Origin of the sequence: Sorangium sp. So ce448, assembly GCF_051520915.1 — a bacterium.
Classification (GTDB): Bacteria; Myxococcota_A; Polyangia; order Polyangiales; family Polyangiaceae; genus Sorangium; species Sorangium cellulosum_B.
The window spans coordinates 5,318,499-5,342,183 of record NZ_CP150343.1; the positions used below are offsets into that span (position 1 = coordinate 5,318,499).

Annotated in this window: 14 protein-coding genes; 11 read left to right on the plus strand and 3 right to left on the minus strand. The window is 69.6% G+C overall.

Annotation, left to right across the window (positions count from 1 at the left end; translation table 11 throughout):
* Window positions 1-2: 2 nt before the first annotated feature.
* The 3 genes from WMF45_RS19995 to WMF45_RS20005 all read left to right on the plus strand — a co-directional run bounded on the left by WMF45_RS19995 (window position 3) and on the right by WMF45_RS20005 (window position 4,932).
* Window positions 3-2,747 (plus strand): PAS domain S-box protein, encoded by a 2,745-nt coding sequence (locus WMF45_RS19995; protein WP_437718477.1) that lies wholly within the window; start codon window positions 3-5, stop codon window positions 2,745-2,747.
* A 1,048-nt stretch (window positions 2,748-3,795) separates the two neighbouring features.
* Window positions 3,796-4,257: a hypothetical protein gene (locus WMF45_RS20000; RefSeq protein ID WP_437718478.1), complete on the plus strand. Its 462-nt coding sequence runs from the start codon at window positions 3,796-3,798 to the stop codon at window positions 4,255-4,257.
* 9 nt (window positions 4,258-4,266) lie between these two features.
* A complete protein-coding gene (locus WMF45_RS20005; protein ID WP_437718479.1) occupies window positions 4,267-4,932 on the plus strand; it encodes a hypothetical protein in 666 nt (221 codons plus the stop codon).
* A gap of 162 nt (window positions 4,933-5,094) precedes the next feature.
* Here WMF45_RS20005 and WMF45_RS20010 read toward each other — a convergent pair whose 3' ends face one another.
* From WMF45_RS20010 to WMF45_RS20020, 3 genes are all read right to left on the minus strand, one after another.
* Window positions 5,095-6,636 carry a hypothetical protein gene (locus tag WMF45_RS20010; RefSeq protein WP_437718480.1) on the minus strand — a complete coding sequence of 514 codons (1,542 nt, stop codon included), beginning with the start codon at window positions 6,634-6,636 and terminating at the stop codon, window positions 5,095-5,097.
* Between the two features lie 47 nt (window positions 6,637-6,683).
* On the minus strand, window positions 6,684-8,291 hold the full coding sequence (locus WMF45_RS20015) for a hypothetical protein (protein ID WP_437718481.1): 1,608 nt from the start codon (window positions 8,289-8,291) through the stop codon (window positions 6,684-6,686).
* A gap of 197 nt (window positions 8,292-8,488) precedes the next feature.
* Window positions 8,489-9,502 carry an extensin family protein gene (locus WMF45_RS20020; protein WP_437718482.1) on the minus strand — a complete coding sequence of 338 codons (1,014 nt, stop codon included), beginning with the start codon at window positions 9,500-9,502 and terminating at the stop codon, window positions 8,489-8,491.
* Window positions 9,503-9,572: 70 nt separating this feature from the next.
* On the opposite strand from WMF45_RS20020, the gene WMF45_RS20025 reads away from it, so the two are divergent.
* The 8 genes from WMF45_RS20025 to WMF45_RS20060 all read left to right on the plus strand — a co-directional run bounded on the left by WMF45_RS20025 (window position 9,573) and on the right by WMF45_RS20060 (window position 23,657).
* Window positions 9,573-10,484 carry a hypothetical protein gene (locus WMF45_RS20025; protein WP_437718483.1) on the plus strand — a complete coding sequence of 304 codons (912 nt, stop codon included), beginning with the start codon at window positions 9,573-9,575 and terminating at the stop codon, window positions 10,482-10,484.
* Between the two features lie 366 nt (window positions 10,485-10,850).
* Window positions 10,851-17,543, plus strand: a complete 6,693-nt coding sequence (locus WMF45_RS20030) for an RHS repeat-associated core domain-containing protein (protein WP_437719556.1) — start codon at window positions 10,851-10,853, stop codon at window positions 17,541-17,543.
* Window positions 17,544-17,810 (plus strand): hypothetical protein, encoded by a 267-nt coding sequence (locus WMF45_RS20035; RefSeq protein WP_437718484.1) that lies wholly within the window; start codon window positions 17,544-17,546, stop codon window positions 17,808-17,810. It begins immediately after the preceding gene.
* Between the two features lie 77 nt (window positions 17,811-17,887).
* Window positions 17,888-18,055 (plus strand): hypothetical protein, encoded by a 168-nt coding sequence (locus WMF45_RS20040; RefSeq protein WP_437718485.1) that lies wholly within the window; start codon window positions 17,888-17,890, stop codon window positions 18,053-18,055.
* Between the two features lie 79 nt (window positions 18,056-18,134).
* Window positions 18,135-20,255 (plus strand): RHS repeat-associated core domain-containing protein, encoded by a 2,121-nt coding sequence (locus tag WMF45_RS20045; RefSeq protein WP_437718486.1) that lies wholly within the window; start codon window positions 18,135-18,137, stop codon window positions 20,253-20,255.
* A 1-nt stretch (window position 20,256) separates the two neighbouring features.
* A complete protein-coding gene (locus WMF45_RS20050) occupies window positions 20,257-20,532 on the plus strand; it encodes a DUF7716 domain-containing protein (RefSeq protein ID WP_437718487.1) in 276 nt (91 codons plus the stop codon).
* 389 nt (window positions 20,533-20,921) lie between these two features.
* Window positions 20,922-22,784, plus strand: a complete 1,863-nt coding sequence (locus tag WMF45_RS20055; RefSeq protein WP_437718488.1) for a M14 family zinc carboxypeptidase — start codon at window positions 20,922-20,924, stop codon at window positions 22,782-22,784.
* Window positions 22,785-23,048: 264 nt separating this feature from the next.
* Window positions 23,049-23,657 carry a DUF4360 domain-containing protein gene (locus WMF45_RS20060; protein ID WP_437718489.1) on the plus strand — a complete coding sequence of 203 codons (609 nt, stop codon included), beginning with the start codon at window positions 23,049-23,051 and terminating at the stop codon, window positions 23,655-23,657.
* Window positions 23,658-23,685: the final 28 nt, after the last annotated feature.

Consider the following 23,685-nt stretch of genomic DNA (forward strand, 5'->3'; position numbering starts at 1 on the left):
GGATGAGCACCGGCCGCCGGACGAAGGAACCGCCGAGAGCCCACCAGAGAGAGGCGAGGAGCGACGACGCGCGCGGCGAGCAGGAGCCGGCGCGGCGCGGCGGCGAGGATCCGGCCGCCGGAGGCCTCGAGCGCGCGTACCCTCGCGTCCTGTACCTCTACGAGATCAGCAAGCAGCTCACGCGCTTCGAGGGCGCCGAGCGGACCGTCCCGTCGGTCCTCGCGACCCTCGCGCGGGCGCTCCCCCTCCGCACCGCGCTCGTCCTCCTGACGGTCCCGGGTCGCCCCGGGGTCAAGACCATCGTCTGGAGCGCCGAAGGTGTCGGCGCCGATCGACTCCAGGCGGCCAGGTCCCATGCCGCGGCCTCGTACGCTTACCTCACCGGCTCGGAGGCCGCGTGGCCGGCCGATCCGGACGGCGAGCCGACCGCGACGAACGCGCCCTCCGGACAGCCTTCCGGGGCCCCGCGGGCCGAGGCAGAGGAGCGCGGGTGCTTCCTCGTCCTCCCTCTCGTCATCGACCGCCGGCCGATCTTCGGCGCTCTCCAGATCGAGGGGGCCGTCCGTCTGGAGGAGCCGGATCTCCTGTTCATGAACGCGGCCGTCAACCAGCTCGCGATCGCGCTCGATCGCCAGGCGATCATCGACGCCAAGCAGGCGGCCGCGGAGGCGGCGCGAGCGGCGGCCCAGCGGAGGCAGGCCGAGGCCGACGAGCAGCGGGCCCTCGCCGAGGCGCTGCGGCGGCGCTACGAGGCGCTGGTGGACAACCTCGCTCGAGCGTTCGTCTGGGAGGCCGACGCGCGCACGCTCCAGGTCCTCTACGTGAGCGCGCGGGCCGAGGAGCTCCTCGGCTATTCGCGCGCGCGGTGGCTCGCGGAGCCCGACTTCTGGAGCCGCTGCGCCGAGCCGGACGATCGCGGCGAGCTCGAGCAGGCGCTCCGGAGGACGCTGGCCGCCGAGCGGGACCAGCGCTGCGAGCATCGCTGTCGGACGTCGGACGGTCGCGTGCTCTGGCTCCACACCGGCGTGCACCTGGTGAAGGACAGCGCCGGCGCGCCTCGGGTTCAAGGTGTCTCGATGGACGTCACCCCCGCGAAGGAGGTGGAGGCGAGGGTCCGTGAGCAGCTCGAGTTCACGCGGGCGGTGACCGGCAGCATCGGCGAGGGCGTGCTCGCGATGGATCGCGAAGGGCGGATCACCTTCTTCAACCCCGCGGCCGAGCGCTTGCTCGGCTGGACGGCGGAGGAGGTCGTGGGGCGGCGCGTCCAGGAGATCGTCCAGTTTCGACGCGCGGATGGGACGTCCGTACCTGACGAGGATCACCCCGCGCTGCGGGCGATCCACGCGGGCGAGCCGGTCCGGAGCGACGAGGACGTGGTTTCAAGCCGGGACCGAGCGGCCTTGCACGTCAGCTGCACGTTCGCCCCTCTGCAGCGAGCAGGGCAGATCTCGGGGGCGGTGCTCGTCTTCCGGGATATCATGGAGGTGAAGCGAGCCGAGCAGGTGCAGCGATTGTTCGCGGAGGTCAGCGCGGTCCTCGCCTCCTCGCTCGACTACGCGGAGACGGTCTCCTCGGTGGCGCGCCTGTCGGTGCACGCCCTGGCCGATCTCTACTTCGTCGACCTGGTCGACGAGAAAGGCTCTGTCGAGCGCCTCGCGCCGGTGTCCGCCGATCCCGTGAGGCAACGGCTGGCCGACCGGATGGGGGATTTCGCCCAGCGGCCGGGCTGGGAGACCCCGCAGGCGCGGGTGCTGCGGACCGGCGAGCCGCTCCTCATCCCTGCAATCACCGAGTCTGCCGTGGGGGCCGCCGGCGATCCGGGCCATCGAGGGTCCCTCCGCGCAGGAGGCTCGGGAGCGGTGATGGTGGTGCCGCTCGTGGCCCGCGGGCGGACGCTCGGCACGCTCACGTTCGTGACGGCGGAGCCGAGCCGCCGCTACTCCGCCGCCGATCTGGTGGTGGCCGAGGAGGTGGCGCGCCGGGCCGCCGCGGCCGTGGAGAACGCGCGCCTGTACCAGCACGCGCAGCGCGCCATTCGCACGCGGGACGATTTCCTCGCCATCGTCTCTCACGACCTCAAGAACCCGTTGAGCGCCATCTTGACGGCCGCGGCTCTCCTCATGCGGACATTGCCGGCCGACGAGCAGGGAGCGCTCGACAGGAGGAAGGCCGAGGTCATTCTCCTCGCTGCGCAGCGGATGCTCCGGATCATCGGTGATCTGCTCGACGTCGCCGCCATCGAGGCGGGTCGGCTGTCGATCGAGAAGCGGAGGCATGCGGCGGGCGCGCTCGTCGGCGACGCGATCGAGATGGAGCGGACGCTGGCGACGCAGAAGCACCTGGTGCTCGAGGGCGAGATCCGCGGCGGGGGCGCCTTCGAGGTGATCTGCGATCGCGAGAGGATCCTCCAGGTCTTCGCGAACCTGATCGGCAACGCGATCAAGTTCACCGCGGAGGGAGGGGCCATCACGGTCCGAGCCGAGCCACGTGGCGACGAGGCGCTCTTCGCCGTGGCGGACACGGGGGCGGGGATCCGCGCCGACGAGCTCCCTCACATCTTCGATCGTTTCTGGCAGGTGGCGGAGACCGCGCGTCTGGGGACCGGGCTGGGGCTCACCATCGCGAAGGGCTTCGTGGAGGCCCTCGGCGGGAGGATCTGGGCGGAGAGTCAGCTAGGCGCTGGCGCCACGTTCTTCTTCACGCTCCCCCTCGTCCGGCCGGAGGGAGCCGCCGGAGGGAGCCGCTAGAGAACGTCGTCCCGCGACCCGGGCCGCGCGAGGTGGCAGCTCGGCCCGCTCTCCCCGGCTCTCGCGCCCCCGCGCCGCTCGGCCGCGACGGCCCCAAGAGCCCCCCAGAAGAGCATCCCGAGGTGGCGCGGCGTCACCTGCCATCCAGCCTCGGTGGCGCGCCCGATGCCTTGGCCGGCCGCCCCCACTGGCGCACGGACAGAATTTGTACTCCTGGTCACCCATTGACGCCGCGCTCTGGTGAGATGAGTCTCGCCGCGCCGGGAAGACATACCGCGGCGGGCGTGCTCTTTTGTGAGAGCGAATGCTGTTTCTACGCGCGCCGCGGGAGCCCAATGTTGCCGCTCGTCACCGAACCTGCCGCGAGGGGCCAGGCGTGAGCTTGACCCAGAGGAGATTCGCATGAGACGGTTCGCTTCGCATATTCCTCTGTTCATCGCGTTGATGTTTGCCCTTTGCTCCATTGGAGCAAAGACGTCGAAATGCACTCCTGACAGCTCACAAAACAGTCAAGGAACGCAGTCCAGTCAAGATTTTGCCAAGCCATTCTGTTACACGGACCCGCCGATTAACTGCGTCGTGTTTGCTACGCAATGGACCAACTCATGTTCACGCCCGCGTGCAACGGCGTCGGTGCTGACGAGTTGACGCTCCTGTTCATGGAGGAGGTGCTCATTGGCGCGGAGGATTTGGCGGCCGACGGGATACAGGTGTGCCCTGGGCCTGATCCGAACAACTGGCTGACTCCATGCGACATGGGCATCATTCCCCGGGAGTGGCCGGATCAAGATCACGCGGTTTGTCGGCCCGTGCCCCCAGGCTGCGCGTGGTAGCGGGAGGCGCGATGACAACTCGCAGCTGCCTCGTGTTCGCACTCATCGCCGGTGTCGCCGGCGCCTTCGTTGGACGGGTCTCTATGCGCGACACGCCACGCGTACAAGCGTCTCCGAGCACATCGTCCCCGAGTTCGACGGCGGCATCTCCCGGCCGTGGCTGCAGAGAGGAACGCGCCGTTCTCGCCTCGACCAGGGCACAACTGGAACTCTGCATGGCTCTTCGTTCGCGGGTTCCCGAGGCCGAGCCATCTGGCGTTGCCAATCCATCCGAGGTCGATCTTCCGGAATCCCAGCCCTTCGACCAGCGCATGTCGAAGGTCGAAGAGATCCGTCGGAATCGCCGGCTCTTGGACAGCTATTCCGAGGCCGTGGTCGTCCAGCACCATGATGGGAGAACCGGTGTCTACAAACCTGACGAATGGCCGGATGACGGCGATGGGTACATCGTCGCGCGCAAGTTGCCCAGCGGACGGCTCGGATATTATGCAGGGCCAGACGCCGGACCACGCACAGATCCCGACGCATTCCGGCCCTGGGATCCTCCGATCCCTCCGCGACGCGTCTGGAAGCGTGAACCGGATGGGACGATCACAATCGACGGAAAGCCTGCGAGCCCTGGTGTGCAGTTCATGTTCGGCGGAAAGATCGAACAACCGTCGAAGCCGCCGCAGTGAGAATGCGCCATGACAAGCTCTCGCGCCTTCGGGTTCGTCATCATTGCCGGGGCTGGCATCCTTGGTGTCTTCCTCGGACGCGCCGTACCCCACGATGCGCCAGGTGTCGCAGCGGATGCCAGCGGGTCACCCACGTCTCCGGGCACGACGCCTGCCGACGATGAGTGCGAGGCCGAACGAAGCGCCCTGGCCTCGACCAGGCAAAAATTGGATGTGTGCATGGCCATTGACACGGCGGAACCAGAGGCCGCGCCGTCCAGCGTTTCCGAGACCCCCGAGCCCGAGCCTTCAGCTTCCAACGTCGAACCGACCGTCCAAGAGATCATCGCCGAAGAGATCAGGAGCTATCACGGTCGTCTGGACAGCCTACCCGAGGCTGTGATCGTTCACGAGGCGGATGGAACGATCGGCATCCATAAACCCGACGATTGGCCGATCGACGGTGACGGCCTCATCATCGGACGAAAGCTCCCCAGCGGAGAGATCGGATGGTATGCCGGGCCAGATGCCGGACCACGCTCCGATCCTGCCGCGTTTCGACCAACCAAGTCCGTGATCGTCTTTGCGCACGACTTCGTGCGTGAAGCAGACGGGGCGATCAGAGTACGTCGAGGTGCTCCCGCTTGGATAAAGCGCAGGCTCGGCGAGAGGATCGATGAGCCGGCGAGTCCGTAGCTCATCGAGATCGGTGCAGAACCGCTCTTCGGTCGCGCGGAGGCGCCGGCCGGTTGCGGTCGGGCCAGGGCGGCGTGGGCGCGGAGGACCGCGCCGGGGGCGAGCGCTGCCGCGATGGGGACGTCGGCCCTATCCGTCGACGGAGCTGGCCCGCACCACGGCCTACTCAGGGAAGCGCAGCGTCTCCACGGCGACGCCAGCCTCTCCCGTCGTCATGGTGCCGTCATGGCTCCAGCTGGTGCCGCCTGGGCCTGGCAGGCCCAGCTCGAAGGTGACTCCCTCCAGCGCGAGCTGGTCCTCGTCGAGGTGGGCGATCCCGATCACGTCGCCGCCGCGCCCGGGGCCACCGTAGCCGCCGTCGCCGCCGTAGCCGCCGCTGCCACCGCGGCACGCTGGTGCGGCGTCGAAGCCGTCGCCGCCGTACCCGCCTCGTCCGGGTTTGCCGCCTTGCTGGGGCGGCCCTCCGTGGCCTCCCCGCCCGCCGGCGGGCGCCTTGATGATGCTGTCCCGGACCGTCACCCTGGCGTGCAGCGCGGCGATGCCGATCGACGGCGAGCCGTTCTCGCCGGCTCGACCCCCTCGGCCGCCACAGCCGCCAGCGCCTCCGGAGCCGCCGCCGGCCCCTCCCTTGTCCGCCGCCGTGCACACGGCGAGCCCGCCGCGCCGGCCGCCGCCCCCGCCTCCGCCCTGGCCCGGCGTTCCCCAACCGCCGTCCGTCCCCTTGTCGCCCTCCCATCCCGTCTCGGTGAGGCGCCCGATGCCCTGGCCGGCCACCCCCGCCGTTCCCGAGGATCCGGAGAGCCCGGACTGGCCGTTCCAGCAGGCGCTCTCCTCACGCTCCCCGCCGCCGCCGAGGCCTGAGGTCGGATCGGCCACCGGCACCGGTTCGCCGGTGGCCCCGTCCTCGGCTCCCGAGGGCAGTCCATCACCGCCTTTGCCGCCGGTGCTCGACGTTCCGTCGTCACACGGGTTCGTCACCGCCGCGCCCCCGGGGATCCTGGCGGCGGAGCACGAGTTCTCACCGAGCAGGCCATCGGGGCCAGCCGCTGCTCGGCTCGGCCATGCCTCCCCGTCGTGGCCCGCAGTGCCGTAATAGAACGCCCTGATCTCGCTGCGGACGATCTCCACCGCGGTGTCGGACTGAACGAGCACCCCGATGGGGGCCCCGCTCAGGACCGTCACGTGATCGAGCGTCGAGACCCCGTCCGCGGCCCCCGTGTCGCCGGGGCGCGCCGGCTCGACGATCACTGCGATCCGCTCATCCACCTCGGAATTGATGCGGCCGCTGTCGTCCCTGCTCCGGCGCCGCCATTCGAGGAAGTCGAAGCCGGCATGGATGTCCACGCCGGAAGGAACCCTGATCGCCCCCACGAAGGTATCGGCGGGCATGAACACGCGACCGCGCCCGGTGCGAGCGAGCTCGATCGCTCGCTGGATCGAGCGAACCGGCCGGTCCTTCGTGCCGGGGTTCGCGTCGTTTCCGCCGAGGATGTCGATGTTGACGAACACCCCGCAGCCGTCCATGGCGCGATCCGCGGCGAGCTCCTCGAGGCACGCCGACTCCGGGACGGCATCGCCCGGACAGGCGGACGGAGCGTCGCATGGCGGTGCGCCGCCCGGCTCGCTCGCTTCCGGCGCGTTCCCGCAACCGGCCATGGCGAGCGGCAGGACGACGAACGGAAGGAACACGGACTTCTCGCGCATGGGCATGCCTCACCGGAAACGTCCCTTGGGACGCGCTCTATCCAAGGCTAACGGGGCAGCTCGTTCAGCCCGCTGAACGCCTGGGTCGCCGCCGAAGGCGCGGAACCGCCTTTGCCAGCCACATCGAGCGTGCCGGCGTTCCCCGCGAGACCGCCCTCGCCAGCCGGTCCGACGTTGATGACGGTGCCGGGCCGGAGGGCCAGGTTGGGGACCACGTAGGCGACGCCGATGGACGGGCCGCCGAGCCCACCGCCGGCGTCTCCCCCGCGGCCGCCGTTGCCGCCGTAGCCGCCATGGCAGGCGTCCCACATCCCGGGCACGAACCCCTTGCCACCGTACCCGCCGTGTTTGCCGAAGCCGCCCGGCTGGCCCGTTCCGCCGGTCCCCCCGTTCCCGCCGCGGCCCGTGACCACCTCGGTGGCCTCGAGCGTGAGCTCCGTGCCCTCCAGCGCCACGATGCCGATGCTCGCACCGCCGTAGCCGCCGCCCTTGCCGCCCAGGCCACCGCAGCCGCCGCCCCCCCCCGAGCCGCCGGCCGCTCCGGTCTGGGGTCGGGAGGCCGGGCACACGCGGAGACTCACGCCCTCGCGCGACTTGCTTCCGCCCCCGCCGCCTCCGGCCTGGCCAACGCCGCCCCGGTCCCCGTCGTCACCGCGGACGCCGATCCATCCATCGTCGGTGAGATAGCCAATGCCGGCCGCTCCGCCGGCGCGGCCACGGTCCGCGCCGGGCGCGCCATCTTTCCCGTCGCTGCACGCCATGCTGCCGGCGCCGGCTCCTCCGAGGCCCTTGCCCTCGGGGTTCGGTGCGGGCTCGGGCTGTCCCGAAGCGCCGTCGCCGCCCTGCTCGATCCCGCCGTCGCCCCCGTACCCGCCCGTCGACTCGATGCCCTCGCCGCACGCGGTCACGACCGGAAGGGCGCCCGTTGCGGCGTCCGCCGTGCAGGCATCCGCCCCGTCGTTCCCGAACTGCCCGCTCTGCGCGCGGACGCTCAGCGCGTCCTCGCCGGGCTCCCCGTCCTTGCCGTTGCCCGCGATGACCACGCTCGACACCAGCGTCACCCTGGCGCCGTAGCTCAGGATCACCGCGATCGACGACCTGCCGTCGATCGCCGAGGCGTCCGCCGCCACGACGCGCACGCCGGAGATCGTCGACGTCGCGTCGTCTCCCTCGATGACGCGCAGCGGGACCCCCCCGGGCGGCGCGATGGTCGTCCGCTGAGCGGGCCCGCCGAACGACCAGTCGCCTCCGTCGCAGCGTCGGCCGCCCCAGAGATCGACGCCCGAGGGTAGGGAGATCGCCTCCTCGAACACCCCACGGCAAGCGTACACGCGCCGGGTCGGCGCCTCGCCGCCGCCTCGCCTGGTCGCGGCCAGCCCGACCGCGCGCTGGAGCGTCTTCACCGGCGCGTCCTTCGTGCCGGGGTGGTCGTCGTCGCCGTGCTCGCTGACGAACACCCCGCACTCGTCGAGCGCCGGCGCCGTGCCGGGCTCGCCCTCGCACGGTCCGGGCGGCGGCTCCGGATCCGGAGCGCACGTGCGCGTCTCCCAGCAGGCATCGGAGTACGTGCACGCGGTCGATGTGCTCGCGGTCCATGCGCAGAGCGCAACAGCGACAACGGACGCTCGCCTGGTGGCTTTGCCCTGGATCCCCATATTCCGCGTGCACGGTAGTCGCGCCAGCCGCGCAGCGTCAACCAGCAGGAACCGCAACAAGGCGCATTTGCCCGTGGAAAAATGTCTCTCGATAACGCAATGCGACCCGCTGGTCAGCGGTATGTGCGGGCCTTTCGCTTCGGGCGGGCGCTCGATCCGTCCAGTGCAGCGGGGCGACACCGCGCCGTGACGCGCGCTCACTCCAGCAGAAAGTAGTGTGCGTGTCGCTTGATATCGAAATGGAAGTGGTCCGCGTGCGCCTCGTTCGCGTTGGGCGTGAGGATGACGTTGAACAGCCCGCTCGTGGAGATGGAACAGAGGATCTCCCGCAGCTCGAGCGCGTGGGGGCTGGGCGCCTTCGGCTCCGATCCGGGGCCGCACGGCGGCGCGCCGATGGCGCCGAGCCAGTCGGCCTTCACGTCGAGTCGAGTCCCGTCGGCCTTCACGAAAGCAGCCACGTCGATGGCGAGCCCGAGGGCGTGCTGGTTGGGGCGCCCGGGCGCCGCCGCCGGCTTCTTCGCGGCGCGCTCGCCCGGTTTCGCCGCTTTGCCGGCGGCCTTCGGGGTCTTCTTGCCTGCCGGCGGCTTCGCGGGCGCCTTCGTCGGCGCCACGGCGCCGGCTGGACCGGGCCGGTGCATGCTGAAGTGCACGACCTCGACGATCCCGCGCGTCGTCAGGAAGGCGGCGAGATCGTCGAGCGCGAGGACCAGCCGGCAATCGGCGATGTCGAACGGGGAGGCCGACCTGGGCTTCGCCACGCCGTCGCCGCGGAACGTGACCCCGTGCAGCGCGCCGGTGATCCTGACCGGCCGGTCGACCAGCGGGGCGCCGCGCGCCGGGGCGTGCGGGATCCCGCGGCGCTTCATCTCCTTGTCGCAAGCGTCGGCCGAGAGCGCCCCGTAGGTGGCCGCGCGCGACGAGGCGGACCACGCGGGCAGCTCGAACCGCGCGCCGCCCCCGTCCCAGCCGCCGTCCAAGAGGGCGGCCGCGCCGTCTGCCGGCGCGCCGGCGTCGCCGTCCAGAGGGCCGTCCCCGCCATCCGCGAGCGCCGTCGCCGCACCGGGGGGCGCGGGCGCCGCCGCTGCGGGGGCGTCGACCGGCTCCTCCGAAGCGTGGCGTAGTGAGGCGATGCCGAGCGGCGTGAGGAGCGCCGCAGCGCCGATCAGGGCCGCGCCCAGGGTCAGCGCACGGCGGGAAGGGAGCGCGCTCATCTCTGGCGGAGCTTAGGAGAAACCGGGCAGCCTGGCAGCCTTTGTGGCACCGGACACAGGTCATCCCCTCATGACGAAGCCTTCTCCGCTCAAGAAGAAGCCTGCCCCGAAGAAGCCCGCGGCTCCGCTCCAGGCCGCGGCGGCGTTCGACAAGGCCCTGTCCGAGATCGAGGCGCTGAGCCCGGATCGGCTCATCGCCATCAACCTCGATATCCCCCGTGTGGTCTCCCAGGTGCTGGGCGTATTGCCTGGCCTCATCACGCTGAAGCCTGCGATTGCGGAGCGCCTGCCGCAGCACGATGTCGCGCTGCTGGACCGGCTCGAGACCTACGCGCTGGCCGCCTGGTATGCGCACCTCGCGTGGCTGTCGAGCGGAGGTGCCGAGAACGCGCTGAAGCCGCTGCTCGCGGAGGCAGCCCCGCTGCGCGAGAACCTGCTGAGCGACGCGGCGGCGCTCGCCCGCCGCGGTCTGCTCGACGCGGACACGGTCGCGGAGATCCGGGCCGGACAGGGGCACATCGACACGGCCAACGACCTCGTCGCGCTCTCGGCGCTCTTCACCGCGAGCTGGTCGGAGGTTACCGGCAAGACGGCGGCGACCGAGGAAGAAGTGAGGCGCGCCGGGGAGATCGGGCCGCAGATCCTCGCGGCCCTCGGCGTGAGGGAGCATGGCAAAGGTCCCGGGCCGACCGAGGCTGCGGATAGGAGGGCGCGGGCGTTTTCGCTGCTCGTCCACGCCTACGACCAGACCCGCCGCGCCGTCGCGTATCTGCGCTGGGATGAAGGGGACGCCGATTCCATCGCGCCGTCCCTCTACAAGGGCCGCACTGGCCGGGCGGCGTCGTCCAGCGACACCGCCGCGGCACCGGCGGACGAGGCCTCGGCTGGGCCGATCGAGCCGGCGTCGCGCGCTGCGCTGAACGGCGCAGCAGTGCCCGCGGTGCCCGGCGCCGCGCTGAACGGCACGACGCCCACCAGCTAAATGTCGCCACCGCGCCCGGGCTGCCGTGGAGCGTCCCGGTCACGCCGTCGTGCGCGCTGAGCTCCCATACCGCCTCCATGCACCCAATCTCGGGTTAAGCGAGGCTCAGCCGATAGCCGCGTTCGACGTCGAGGCAGCGCGCACGCTGTCGCACGCGCTTTCACGCCCGGATGCCCCCGTCCTCATCATGGACGGCCAATCGCTGCTCGACGAGGGCAGCTGTGGCGCCCGCCGCGCGCACGCCGACCAGGCACTGATGCAGTCACGAATGCCTCGACATCGGCATGGATGGCGCGGTTCGGCATGAGCGCGGCGCTTGACGCGCGCTGCAGCGCCGTGGCACTGCTGTTCGCCGGGGAGGCTACGATGTCGCGAGTTCCGCGTTGGTCGCTCAGGGCGTTGATCCCGCTCTGGATGTTTCTGGCTTGCGTGCTCGGGTCGGGCGGGTGCCAGTGCACCTTCGGTGAGCCGCTTCCGGAGCCACCTGGCCTCGTCGCCTGCCGGACGCAGCGCGCGCACAGCCCTGCCACGTCCCGTCCCGCGCCGGAGGTCGAGACCGTCGCCGCCGGCACCATCCCCGGGGCGTTTTCCATCACGAGCACCGGCGAGGCCGTGTACACCATGGAGCTGGCCTCACCGCCCTCGCGCGCGGGCATGGGTCCTGGGCTCCAGATCGTCTACCGGAGCGACGGCGGCGACGGCGTGCTCGGCAACGGCTTCTCCCTCGCCGGGCTGTCCGCGATCACACGATGTCCGAAGAGCCTCGCGCAAGACGGGGAGATCCGCGGCGTGCGGTACGACGGAGACGACGCGCTCTGCCTCGACGGCCAGCGCCTCGTCGTCGTGGGAGAGGGGCCGGGAACCATCGAGTACCGCACGTTCCCGGATACCTTCGTCAAGGTGGTCGGTCACTATCCTCCGGAACGTAGCGCGCCCACCGAGGCGCTCTTCTTCGAGGCGAATCTGCCCTCCGGCCGTATCGTGGAGTACGGGCGCGCCGACGGCAGCAAGCCGCTCGCGCGAGGCGGCGTCCCGCGCGCGTGGCTCGCGAACGAGGCCCGCGACGGCCGCGGCAACGCCATGACGTACGCATATTGCCTCGCCGAGGCCGAGGACGGCCATACCGCCGAATATGCGGTCGACGAGATCCGCTACACAAGCTTCGAGGGCACGCCGTCGCTCGAGCCTTCCCGGACGGTGCGCTTCGTGTACGGGACCAAGGACGCGGCCGCGGTTCGCACGGGCTACTCGGGCGGCATGGCGCTCCAGCGCTCGCTTCGCCTGGAGGAGATCCAGATGCTCGGTCCGGGCGACGCGCTGGTCCGGAGCTACGGTTTCCGCTACGAGCTCAGCCCGACGACGAGCCGGACGCTCCTGACCCAGGTCGAGGAGTGCGCGAGCGACGGGGTCTGCAAGCCTCCGACACGGTTTCAGTACAGCCGCGGAAAGCCCGGATTCGAACGGCTGACGACGGACATCGACAAGCCGGTCTCCGAGAAGGCGAGCCCGATGGTGTTCGACATCGACGCCGACGGCCTCGACGAACTCGTGATTCCGGACATCGTCCCGGGGTCCAGCACGCCGTCGCATCCGATCACCACGTGGCAGGTGGCGCGCAACCTCGGGCCCAGCGCCTCGCCGTCCTTTCTCGCGGCGCCGGAGCGCGCCTTCCTCCAGGATTGGCTGTTCGTCGCCGATGCGGATGGACCGTCCGACCCGGCCCTTCTTCAGCCTGAGCTCGGGACAGTGCTCGATTACAACGACGATGGGCAGATGGACGTCTTTCTCCACGACGTCTTCGACAGCAGGACCACATGGCAGGTGCTCCTGTCCCGGCCGGACCGGACCTTCGCGCTGCATGACACGGGCATCCGCCGGCCGTTCCCGCTCGGGAGCACGCCAAAACCGCCGAGCCTGAGCAGCCCCGTCGCCTCGGTGCACCTCGCCGATCTCGACGGCGACTCGGTGCCGGATCTGATCCAGTGCCAGGACCACGTCGAGGAGCTGGTACCGGATCCGCGGTCCGCCGTGTGGACCGTCCACCTCTGGAGGCCCGCGCGCGGCGCGACGCCCGCGGGGTTCGGCCCCACGGGCGAGTCGATCGAGGTGCTCGCCGCCTATCCATGCGATGTGGAGCTCCACACGCTCGACATCGACGCCGACAGCAAGATCGATCTCGTCGTGCCTTCCCTGATGTTGTGGAATGACGGGACGCCCCTCATCGGAGAAAGCTACGAAGCGATCATGCGCCGGGGCGAGGGGCGCTGGGAGCTCATCGACACCAAGCTCCCTGTCGTGCGGCCCGGGGACCGCGTCGTCTTTCTCGACGTCAACGGCGACGGCCTGCCCGATGCCGTCGAATCGGATGTCCATAGCCACCAGCTCTACACGTACCTCAACACGGGGTCGACGTTCGTGATGTCGCCCTTCCGGACCGTCAACGCGTTCAGCTTCGGCGATCTGCTGGGTATCCCGGATCAGGACGCGCTCTTCCGCCTCGCGGTGCCGCTCGACTTCAACGGCGATGGACGGCAGGATCTGCTCATGCCCGTCCCACCAGGCATGCTGCTGAGTGGCTCCAATGTCCTCCCCTCCTGGGCCGTCCTGCAAGCGACGGGCGACCTGGCGGGGCCGCCGTTCAAGCTCGTCGATGCAGGGGTTCCTTTCGAGGCCAAGCTCGGCGACGCGATCACGCTCGCCGATCCGCGCGGGCCGCGCACCGGCGATCTCGACGGGGACGGGGCCCAGGACGTGATCCTGCCGCTCGGCGGTGTGTTCAACGTCTTCCAGAACCTCTCGGCCGACCAGGATCTCCTGGTCGCAGTCTCTGACGGGATGAACGCGCACGAGCCGACCGAGCCGGGCTTCGTGCCCAACGTGAGCCTCTCGTACGGCCACCTGACCGATGCGCCGGTCACGAGCGGAGGCGCGAAGGAGGATCCGGACCGGAGGAGCGCGCTCTACGTCGCGCGTTCCGGCGCGGCGGACGACTGCGGCTATCCTCGGCGTTGCGTCGTGGGCCCTCGCCGGGTGGTCAGCGCGTACGCGCTCAACAACGGCGCGGATCGAGCGAGGCGCTTCGAGGTCGGCTACCGCGACGGGCGCTACCACCGGTTGGGCCGCGGATTTCTCGGGTTTGGCGAGCGGATCGTCACCGATCTGGATACGGGTGCCGTGACGATCGACGTCTACGACCACGGCACCTTCGACGACGAACTGCAGGTCTTTCCCTTCGCGGGGAGCGTCCAGCGGACGCTGCGCGGGGCTCCGGGGCTCGCGAGCCAGCCCAGGCCGGAGCAGATCGAGCTCTCGTTCAGCGACGTGACGCGGACGCTCGTGCCGACCAACGACGGCGCCACGTACTTCACGCTGCCCACCGAGCGCCGGGTGAGGCGAGCGCAAGGGGTCTATCCGCCCCCGGGCGGGGACGCGACATCGATCGAGGTGTACGTGCGGGAGATCGAGCGCGGCGGCGATGGCGCGACGCTGCTGCGCGACTCGATATCGAAGGTGACGGACTTCGACACGTTCGGCAACGTGCGCGCCGAGGAGGTGTCGACGGAAGACGTCGACCTGACGCTCGAGGTCACGCGGTCGTTCAAGAACGATACAGGGCGCTGGGTCCTCGGTCAGCTCGAAACGCAGAAGGAGTGCAGCGCGGCGGCCGGGATGTCGCAGTGCAGGACCCTCAAGCGAACGAACACGATCCACGGCGAGGTGGAGACCGAAGCCACCGAGAGCGACGATGGCCTGCCGGACACGAAGCTGAAGCTCACCTATGCGCGCGACGACTTCGGGAACATCACCGGCGTCATGGCGGAGGACGCCTTCGGGCACAAGCGCACATTCAGCACGGGCTTCGACGAGGAGGGCATGTTCCCCGAGAAGTACGTGAATGCGGCCGGGCACACCACGCTCGTGGAGCTCGACGACGCGCTCGGCGTGCTCCTCAAGCGGGTCGATCCGAATCAGCTCGTGACGACGTGGGCGCACGACGGCTTCGGGCGGCTCGGCATCGAGAGGCGCCCGGACGGCACGACGACGACCGTCACCCTCGCTCGCAGCAAGGAGGGTGGCCCGGAGCACGATGCGTGGCGGGTGAGGCAGCGGAGCATCACGACCGGCGGCGCCGACGATACGGTGGAGTTCGACAGCCTCGGCCGCCCGATCCGATGGCTGGGACACGGGCCCGAACCGGAGCCGTCGGAGGCCTCGGGCGGTGCGAAGCGCATCATGCAGGAGATCGTGTACGACGCGCTGGGCGAGCACATCGCGCGGCGCTCGGTGCCGGTCAGGGAGAACACGCCCGAGAGCGCGATCCTGTACGATCGCTACGAGTACGACGCCGCGGGCCGCAAAGTGCGCCATACGACGCCGTGGAACGCGGTCACGACGACGGCGTACGATGGCCTGCAGGTGCGCGTCACCGATCCGCTCGATCATGTGACGGTGACCGAGCAGGACCCGCTGGGGCGCATCAAGACCATCACCGACGCGGCCGACGGGATCACCCGTTACGCGTACGGTCCCTTCGGCCTGCTGCACACGGTCACCGATCCGGGCGAGGCGGTGATGCGCACGACGCGCGACGCATTCGGCCGCGTCCGGCAGCTCGACGATCCCGATCGGGGCACGACGGTCTCGATCCATGACGGCTTCGGCGAGCTGATTTCACAGGCCGATGCGCTCGAGCGAAAGGTCACGTGGACGTACGACGCGCTCGGTCGACCCCGCTCACGCGTGGACCAGGACGGCGCGGAGAGCCTGACGACCACGTGGACCTGGGACACCGCGGCGCATGGCCTCGGGAAGCTGCACACGCTCGCGAGCCCCGACGGGGAGAAGACGTACGGGTACACGGGCCGTGGCCAGCTCGGCACGATCGCGCTCCGCATCGACGGCGAGCGCTCTCCGCTGGAGGCCAGGCTCGGTTATGACGACTTCGGCCGCGTCGAGACGATCACGTATCCGGCGCTTGCCGGCGCGGCGCCGTTCGTCGTGGCCCACGATCGCGACGCACACGGCCATGTGCTCGCCGTGCGCGACAGCGGAACGAACCTCGCCTACTGGCGCTTGGCGGGCGTGGACGACGCGGGGCGCTTCCGGGAGGAGGTGTTCGGCAACGGCGCCGTCACGGAGCGGAGCTACTTCGCGGACAAGCAGCGCCTGAGGCACATGGCGACGCAGAGCGGCGCGGGGGAGGTGCAAGACCTGGACTACGGGTTCGACGATCTCCTGAATCTCACGCGCCGCACCGACGCGCTCCAGCCAGAGAACACGACGGAGCGCTTCCGGTACGATCCGATCCAACGGCTGACGTGCGCGTACTTCGGCGCTCTCGAGAGCGCGACGGCGCCCTGCGCGCTCCGCTACGACTACCACCCGAACGGCAATCTCACCTTCAAGTCGGACGTCGGTGACCTCTCGTATGACGACCCGCTGCACCCGCATGCGATCACCGGCGCGGGTACGGACACCATCGCGCATGACGCTGTCGGTAATCAGACGGCGCGGCCCGGTGGTACAACGGTGCGCTATACTCCGTTCGATCTGCCGGAGCGCATCACGCAGGGTGCGAGCACCATCACGTTCGGCTACGACGGCGACCAGCAGCGGATCCGCAAGACCACGGCGGAAAAGGAGACGCTCTACTTCGGCGATCTGTACGAGCGGGTCACCGAGGCAGCGTCGGGCGCCGTGGAGCACCGGTACCACGTCCACTCGCCGGAGCGCGTGGTGGCGATCGTGACCCGGGGAGGCTCGGACGACGGCACGCGCTACGTGCATGTCGATCACCTCGGCTCGATCGATGCGCTCACCGACGAGGACGGCGACGTGATCGAGCGGAGGAGCTACGACCCGTTCGGCCAGCGCAGGAACCCCGTGTGGGGGGAGCGCCCGCCTGCGTCGTTCCCGAGCGAGACGACGCAGGGGTTCACCGGGCACGAGAGCGACGACGATCTCGGCCTCGTGAACATGAAGGGCAGGATCTACGATCCCAGGATCGGACGGTTCTTGACGACGGACCCGATCGTTTCGATTCCGTCCTTCGGGCAGAGCTGGAATCCGTACAGCTACGTGCGCAACAGCCCGCTCAATCACGTGGATCCGAGCGGCTTCCAGGAAGAGCCGGTGGAGCCGCCGATCCTGCCGGTCGAGTCGGTGGTGCGCCCGGAACAATACGCCGTGGAGCTCTTCTACTCGCCGCCGAAGGCAAACCAGCCTGAAGAAGGACCGCGCGAGGCCGTGGAGGTCGGCGCCACGACGGCGCCTATCGACATGGGCACGACCGGAAGCTCGTCCGGGTACGTGCCGCAGCCGGTGACGGTCTCGCCGGAGCATTCGGGCGTCGGCGGCCCGGGCACCGTCGTCGGCCAGACCTTGCTGGGCGCCGCGGAGGGGACGCGCGACCTCGGAGCAGGGATCGGGCGGATGCTCGTGCTGAACGCGCTGACGCTCGGGATGTACAGCGGCTACGAGTTCGCCAGCGCGATGTGGGACGGCTACGACGACGACGGCGTTGCCGGCGCGCTCAACGCCGTCAACCCGCTCTACCACATCGGCCGCGGCGCGGCGGACACGGCCCTTGCCATCGATCGGGGCGATTACCGAGCCGCGGGCTCGGCGGGGGTGAAGGCGATCCTCCTCGGCGCGGCAACGGTGTACGGTGCCGGAAGAGGGCTGGGAGCGCTCGCGGAGGGGTCGACGGCGGCGGCGGGCGCCGCAAGGGGGGGAGCGTCTGGACGGTACGTCTACCAGCTGGTAGACGAGGCTGGCGATTCGGTGTACTACGGCATATCAAACAATCCTTTGAGGCGTCTCGGCGAGCACGCGGTTGATCCTCCGGGACCCTTCCAAGGAATGCAAGTAATCTCGGACCTCCTTCCAGATGCCCAAGCACGATCGCTAGAAACCTCGCTCATTCAGCAAGCTATGGCCGAGGGCAGGGTGATCTATAACTCCGCGCCCGTCTCGCTCTCGCCATTGACGCCGGTCGAGATCGCTCGAACGGTTTCACCGAATGCTAGCCTATTGAATCCACAAATTTATGGCCGATAGATGCTGTTCGTTGTCGAGGAGTACAAAATGGGATGGTGGAAGATTCAAGGTACGGAACACGTAGTTGGCGATGCTCCCATGGATACATTGGGCGAAGCAGTGAGCGCCGTGGTGGCGGAGTACCAATCCTCATTTGGAAGACGTCCGACGAGGCCTGAGTGGGAAGCGTTACTGAGGGCTGTGCTCGGCAACGAGATGCCAGAATTCCGGTGCATGGAGGATGGGATCGTCGGGCGAGTGCACCTGGAGCTAAAGCAGACGACCTGAAATTTGCTCGACTGGGCCGGCCTGTAACCGACGAGCACGGCCACCCGGTAGGCCTCCGCAATGCGCGCTCCCTCGAGATGTTCCGGCAGCTGAATGAAACGGATAACGCCGGCCGGATCCGGACTGTCCAGCTCGTCGGTCCGATGCTGCGCAACGCGCCCTTTGGCCTGCTCTACGCCGAGGTGCGCTTCCTGGCGTCTGAGTTCGCACAGCGGCTGCCCGCGTCGCGGTTCCGCCCGAGATAGCGCGCACCACGCTCCCGCCGGCCTTCGTCAAGAAGCACGTGAACGCGGCCACACACATCACATCCGTGAGCCCGACGATGTGCTCGGCCGCGTCGAGGTGGTCATGTATCCGGCGCCGTTCGTCGTGGCCCACGATCGCGACGCGCACGGCCATGTGCTCGCCGTGCGCGACAGCGGAACGAACCTCGCCTACTGGCGCTTGGCGGGCGTGGACGACGCGGGGCGCTTCCGGGAGGAGGTGTTCGGCAACGGCGCCGTCACGGAGCGGAGCTACTTCGCGGACAAGCAGCGCCTGAGGCACATGGCGACGCAGAGCGGCGCGGGGGAGGTGCAAGACCTGGACTATGGATTCGACGATCTCCTGAATCTCACGCGCCGCACCGACGCGCTCCAGCCAGAGAACACGACGGAGCGCTTCCGGTACGATCCGATCCAACGGCTGACGTGCGCGTACTTCGGCGCTCTCGAGAGCGCGACGGCGCCCTGCGCGCTCCGCTACGACTACCACCCGAACGGCAATCTCACCTTCAAGTCGGACGTCGGTGACCTCTCGTATGGCGACCCGCTGCACCCGCATGCGATCACCGGCGCGGGTACGGACACCTTCGCGCATGACGCCGTCGGGAATCAGACGGCGCGGCCCGGCGGTACAACGGTGCGCTATACGCGGTTCGATCTGCCGGAGCGCATCACGCAGGGCGCGAGCACCATCACGTTCGGCTACGACGGCGACCAGCAGCGGATCCGCAAGACCACGCCGGAAAAGGAGACGCTCTACTTCGGCGATCTGTACGAGCGGGTCACCGAGGCGGCGTCAGGCGCCGTGGAGCACCGGTACCACGTCCACTCGCCGGAGCGCGTGGTGGCGATCGTGACCCGGGGAGGCTCGGACGACGGCACGCGCTACGTGCATGTCGATCACCTCGGCTCGATCGATGCGCTCACCGACGAGGACGGCGACGTGATCGAGCGGAGGAGCTACGACCCGTTCGGCCAGCGCAGGAACCCCGTGTGGGGGGAGCGCCCGCCTGCGTCGTTCCCGAGCGAGACGACGCAGGGATTCACCGGGCACGAGAGCGACGACGAGCTCGGGCTCGTGAACATGAAGGGCAGGATCTACGATCCCAGGATCGGACGGTTCTTGACGACGGACCCGATCGTTTCGATTCCGTCCTTCGGGCAGAGCTGGAATCCGTACAGCTACGTGCGCAACAGCCCGCTCAATCACGTGGATCCGAGCGGCTTCCAGGAAGAGCCGGTGGAGCCGCCGATCCTGCCGGTCGAGTCGGTGGTGCGCCCGGAACACTACGCCGTGGAGCTCTTCTACTCGCCGCCGAAGGCAAACCAGCCTGAAGAAGGACCGCGCGAGGCCGTGGAGGTCGGCGCCACGACGGCGCCTATCGACGTGGGCACGACCGGAAGCTCGTCCGGGTACGTGCCGCAGCCGGTGACGGTCTCGCCGGAGCACTCGGGCGTCGGCGGCCCGGGCACCGTCGTCGGCCAGACCTTGCTGGGCGCCGCGGAGGGGACGCGCGACCTCGGAGCAGGGATCGGGCGGATGCTCGTGCTGAATGCGCTGACGCTCGGCATGTACAGCGGCTACGAGTTCGCCAGCGCGATGTGGGACGGCTACGACGAAGACGGCCTCGTCGGCGCGCTCAATGCCGTCAACCCGCTCTACCACATCGGCCGCGGTGCGGCGGACACGGCCCTCGCCATCGATCGGGATGACTATCGGACAGCAGGCGCGGCGGGGACCAAGGCGATGGTCCTCGCCGCGGCCACCGTCTTCGGGATGGGAAGAGGGCTGGGGGCGGCGGAGGAGGGAGCGGTTGCGATAGGAGCCGCACGCGGGGGAGTAAGGGCGTACTCGGTCGCATACGAGACACCCCTGCCCAAGCTCGAAGCCGGAACCCGACCGGCTCACTTCAGGGCAGCAAACGAAGCGCTCCTCGCCGATATGCGGGCGAGCCCAGAGCTGTCCCAGGCCATGCGAGGGTTGAGCATCGACGTGCCCACTTCTGCTTCCGGTGCCGCCAGGGGCCTCTCTCCGTCAGGTTGGACATGGCACCACGTGCCCGAGAGACCTGGTGTTGTACAGCTGGTCCCGCGTGCGCAGCACACCGCGGGAAGCGGCTACTACGAACTAATGCATCCTGAGGGCCGAGGCGGGGTCTTTCTCTGGGGAAAGGAATTCTAACATGACCAGTCTACTGGACTTGATCGCCAAGATCGGTCAGATGGATCGTGAGGATGTGATCTTCGTGAAACCGGAATGGCGCCCCGACTCAGAAGCGAGCGCGTTTCGGCTTACCGAGGACTATCGTGTTCCTGACGAAGCAAGGGTTCTCGGCTATGAGTACTTTCTTGAGGTTGATACCATTCAACAGATACTCGAAGAGTTTCGCGGCCGCCCAGACGCGACGCTCAACGAGAAATGCCAACGGATCATTCATTACGCAATGTACGATGCATAGATATACTGGTTCCCCGTGAACGTGACGGCGGTGGGTTGGCGGTAACGTGCAAAAGATGCTGCGCCGAGCAGGCCGACATGTCTACCTCCTCGGCCCTATCGCGCGGACGAGGTTGCCACCGTGCTCGCGCACGTCATCGTGCTCGAAATTCCGTCCACTCGCCGGAGCGCGTGGTGGCGATCGCGACCCGGGGAGGCTCGCTGGCCCGACCCGCGCGCGATGGCGACCTGCCGAGCTCTTCGCGAAGCGGGCATTGCACCATGGTTCCCGATGTTCGCGCGATCGCGGATGTTCAGGGTCCGCCTCGTTTGGCCGGCATCGCGCTTGGCCTGCTTCTGGCCAGGGATCGCGCCATTGCCGTTCGACACGGAATTTGCTCGACTCCCCCGATGTCTCGCCCCTGCATCGCGGCCCCCGGCCGCCTCGCTTCCCTCGGCCGCCTCCACATCGCCCTCGGGATCGCGCTGGCCGCGCTGCTCGCGCCCCGCCAGGCCCCGGCGCGCGGCGCGCCGGCCGGCGGCGGGCCAGCGCCGTCCGCGCGCCCCGAGGCGCCCTCGCTCGTCACCGAGGCCGAGCGGACCGGCTTCCGGCGCACGGGTCGTTATGCCGAGGTCGAGCGGCTATGCCGCGACTTCGAGCAGGCCTATCCGGGCCGCGCACGCTGCGTCCGTTTCGGCACGACGCCCGAGGGCAGGCCCCTGCTCGCGATCGCCGCCTCCGACGACGGCACGCTCGACCCCGCGGCGGCGCGGGCGAAGCGGCGCCCGGTGATCCTGTTCCAGGGCGGCATCCACGCCGGCGAGATCGACGGCAAGGACGGCGGCTTCTGGGCGCTCCGCGAGCTGCTCGACGGCGCGATGGCGCCCGGCGCCCTCGCGGCGGCCACGGCGGTGTTCGTGCCGGTGTTCAACGTCGATGGCCACGAGCGGTTCCGTCGAAACCAGCGGCCCAACCAGCGCGGCCCCGAGGAGATGGGCTTCCGCGCCACCGCGCAGAACCTCAACCTGAACCGCGATACCATGAAGGCCGAGGCGCCCGAGATGCGGGCCATGCTGGCGCTCCTCGACGCCTGGGATCCGGTGGTCCAGGTCGACCTGCACACGACCGACGGCGCGAAGTTCCAGCACGACATCGCGGTGGTCGTGGAGCCCTCGGTGCCTCACCCCGGCGGGCTCGACGCCGTGGCGCGCGCCCTCTCGGGGGAGCTCCAGGCGCGCCTCTCGGCGCTGGGTCACCTGCCGCTCCCGTTCTACCCGGCCTTCCGCGAGGACGACGACCCCACGTCGGGGATCTCCACCGAGCCGGGGCCGCCGCGCTTCTCGCAGTCCTACAGCGCTGCCCGCAACCGCATCGGCGTGCTCGTCGAGACGCACAGCTGGGCCACCCACGCCGAGCGCGTGCGCGCGGTGCACGACCTCCTCGCGGCGCTCTTCGAGCGCGTCTCCTCCGGTTCGGGCTCGGGCGCCCTCCGCGCCGCGGCCGAGCGCGCGGACGCCGCGAGCGCGCGCCTCGCCGGCGTCCCCTTCGCCCTCACGCACCGCGCGGGGCCGGCCTCGCGCATCTTCCCGTTCCGCGGCTTCGCGTACGAGAAGCGCGCCTCGGAGATCTCGGGCGGCACGTGGACCCGTTACGACGAGTCCCGCCCGGAGATCTGGCCCGTGCCGCTGTTCGACCACATCCAGCCGGACCTGACCGTCACCGCGCCCGAGGCCGGCTACGTCATCCCGGCGGCGCACGCGGCCTGGGTGGCCGACAAGCTGCGCCTGCACGGCGTGCGTTACCAGATCCTCCCCCAGGCTCGCCCCGGCTTTCCCGTCGAGGCGTTCCGGGCCGACGCGGTGACGTTCGAGCGGCCCTTCGAGGGGCGGACGCGCGTGAAGCTCCAGGGCGCCTTCCGGCCCGAGCGGCAGGATCTTCCGGCCGGCTCGCTGTTCGTTCCCATCGCGCAGCCGCGGGCGCCCCTCGTCCTGCACCTCCTCGAGCCGCTCGCGCCCGACTCCCTCGTCGCCTGGGGCTTCTTCAACGCCTCCTTCGAGCGCAAGGAGTACATGGAAGCCTACGTCGCCGAGGAGGAGGCCCGCAGCATGCTCGCCGCGGATCCGGCGCTGCGCGACGAGTTCAATGCGCGCCTGCGCGATCCTGCGTTTGCGAACGACGCGAAGGCTCGCCTCGATTTCTTCTACAAGCGCCATCCGTCCTGGGACGAGCGCGTGAATCTCGTCCCGGTGTTTCGCGTCGCCGCGCCGCCGTGACAGGCCTCTCCTTCGTTTCGTCTGCTTCACCTGCACTCCGGCGCTGGCCGGATCTCCGTGAGCCCCACAGGCCTCACATCATTCGATGGATTCCGGCCAGTCTGCGGCGCCGCGCCGGGCGATGGTGCCCCGCTCGAGTTGCGCGGAGCGCGCGGGGATCGCATGCTCGTCACGACATGTCGACCGGCGTGCGACAGCGGTGACCCGCGCGCCGGCGACGACGCACGGCGACGTGATGTCGCCTGACGGCGAAAGGGGGGGACGATGTTCCTGCGATGGGCGTTCGGCTTTTGTTCGGCGTTTTTCTTCGCCTATCCTGCGCTGGCGCAGAATACGCGGATCGCGAACTTCACCTATGCTGGCAGCGGCTGCCCTGTCGGCTCCGCCGCGGGGGTGATCTCGCCTGATCAGAAGGCGCTGACAGTCATCTTCGACCAGTTCGAGGCGCACGCCGGCCCGGGCATCGGCCGCGCCTCGAACCGCGCGTTCTGCCAGCTGGCCGTGGATCTGCGGTTCGATCCGGGGTGGCAAGTCGCGGTCTTCGACGCCACGTACCGGGGGTTCGCCGACCTGGAGGGCGGCGTCCAGGGGCTCCACGAGACATCGTATTATTTCTCGGGATCGCCGCTCACCTCGGGGCCGCTCACGTGGAGCATGATCGGGCCGTTCACGAGCAACTTCTCGCGCACGGACAACTTCACGACCACGGTCTGGTCCGAGTGCGGCACCGTGCGGCCGCTCAACATCAAGACGAGCCTCTATGTCACGAACCGGCTCGCGCCGTCGAGCTCCGGGGTGTTGACCAACGACACGACCGACGTCCAGGTGCGGATCGAGTACGGCCTCGTGTTCCGCCCCTGTCCCGGTCCCTGAGGTCGGCAGGGCGCCCGGCGCGGCGGTG

Coding starts and splice junctions, on each gene's coding strand:
- WMF45_RS20060 (WP_437718489.1), top strand. CDS start 23,049: ATGTTCCTGCGATGGGCGTTCGGCTTTTGTTCGGCGTTTTTCTTCGCC.
- WMF45_RS20000 (WP_437718478.1), top strand. CDS start 3,796: ATGGCTCTTCGTTCGCGGGTTCCCGAGGCCGAGCCATCTGGCGTTGCC.
- WMF45_RS20015 (WP_437718481.1), bottom strand. CDS start 8,291: ATGGGGATCCAGGGCAAAGCCACCAGGCGAGCGTCCGTTGTCGCTGTT.
- WMF45_RS20020 (WP_437718482.1), bottom strand. CDS start 9,502: ATGAGCGCGCTCCCTTCCCGCCGTGCGCTGACCCTGGGCGCGGCCCTG.
- WMF45_RS20055 (WP_437718488.1), top strand. CDS start 20,922: ATGTCTCGCCCCTGCATCGCGGCCCCCGGCCGCCTCGCTTCCCTCGGC.
- WMF45_RS20005 (WP_437718479.1), top strand. CDS start 4,267: ATGACAAGCTCTCGCGCCTTCGGGTTCGTCATCATTGCCGGGGCTGGC.
- WMF45_RS20025 (WP_437718483.1), top strand. CDS start 9,573: ATGACGAAGCCTTCTCCGCTCAAGAAGAAGCCTGCCCCGAAGAAGCCC.
- WMF45_RS20050 (WP_437718487.1), top strand. CDS start 20,257: ATGACCAGTCTACTGGACTTGATCGCCAAGATCGGTCAGATGGATCGT.
- WMF45_RS20030 (WP_437719556.1), top strand. CDS start 10,851: ATGTCGCGAGTTCCGCGTTGGTCGCTCAGGGCGTTGATCCCGCTCTGG.
- WMF45_RS20040 (WP_437718485.1), top strand. CDS start 17,888: ATGTTCCGGCAGCTGAATGAAACGGATAACGCCGGCCGGATCCGGACT.
- WMF45_RS20010 (WP_437718480.1), bottom strand. CDS start 6,636: ATGCGCGAGAAGTCCGTGTTCCTTCCGTTCGTCGTCCTGCCGCTCGCC.
- WMF45_RS19995 (WP_437718477.1), top strand. CDS start 3: ATGAGCACCGGCCGCCGGACGAAGGAACCGCCGAGAGCCCACCAGAGA.
- WMF45_RS20035 (WP_437718484.1), top strand. CDS start 17,544: ATGCTGTTCGTTGTCGAGGAGTACAAAATGGGATGGTGGAAGATTCAA.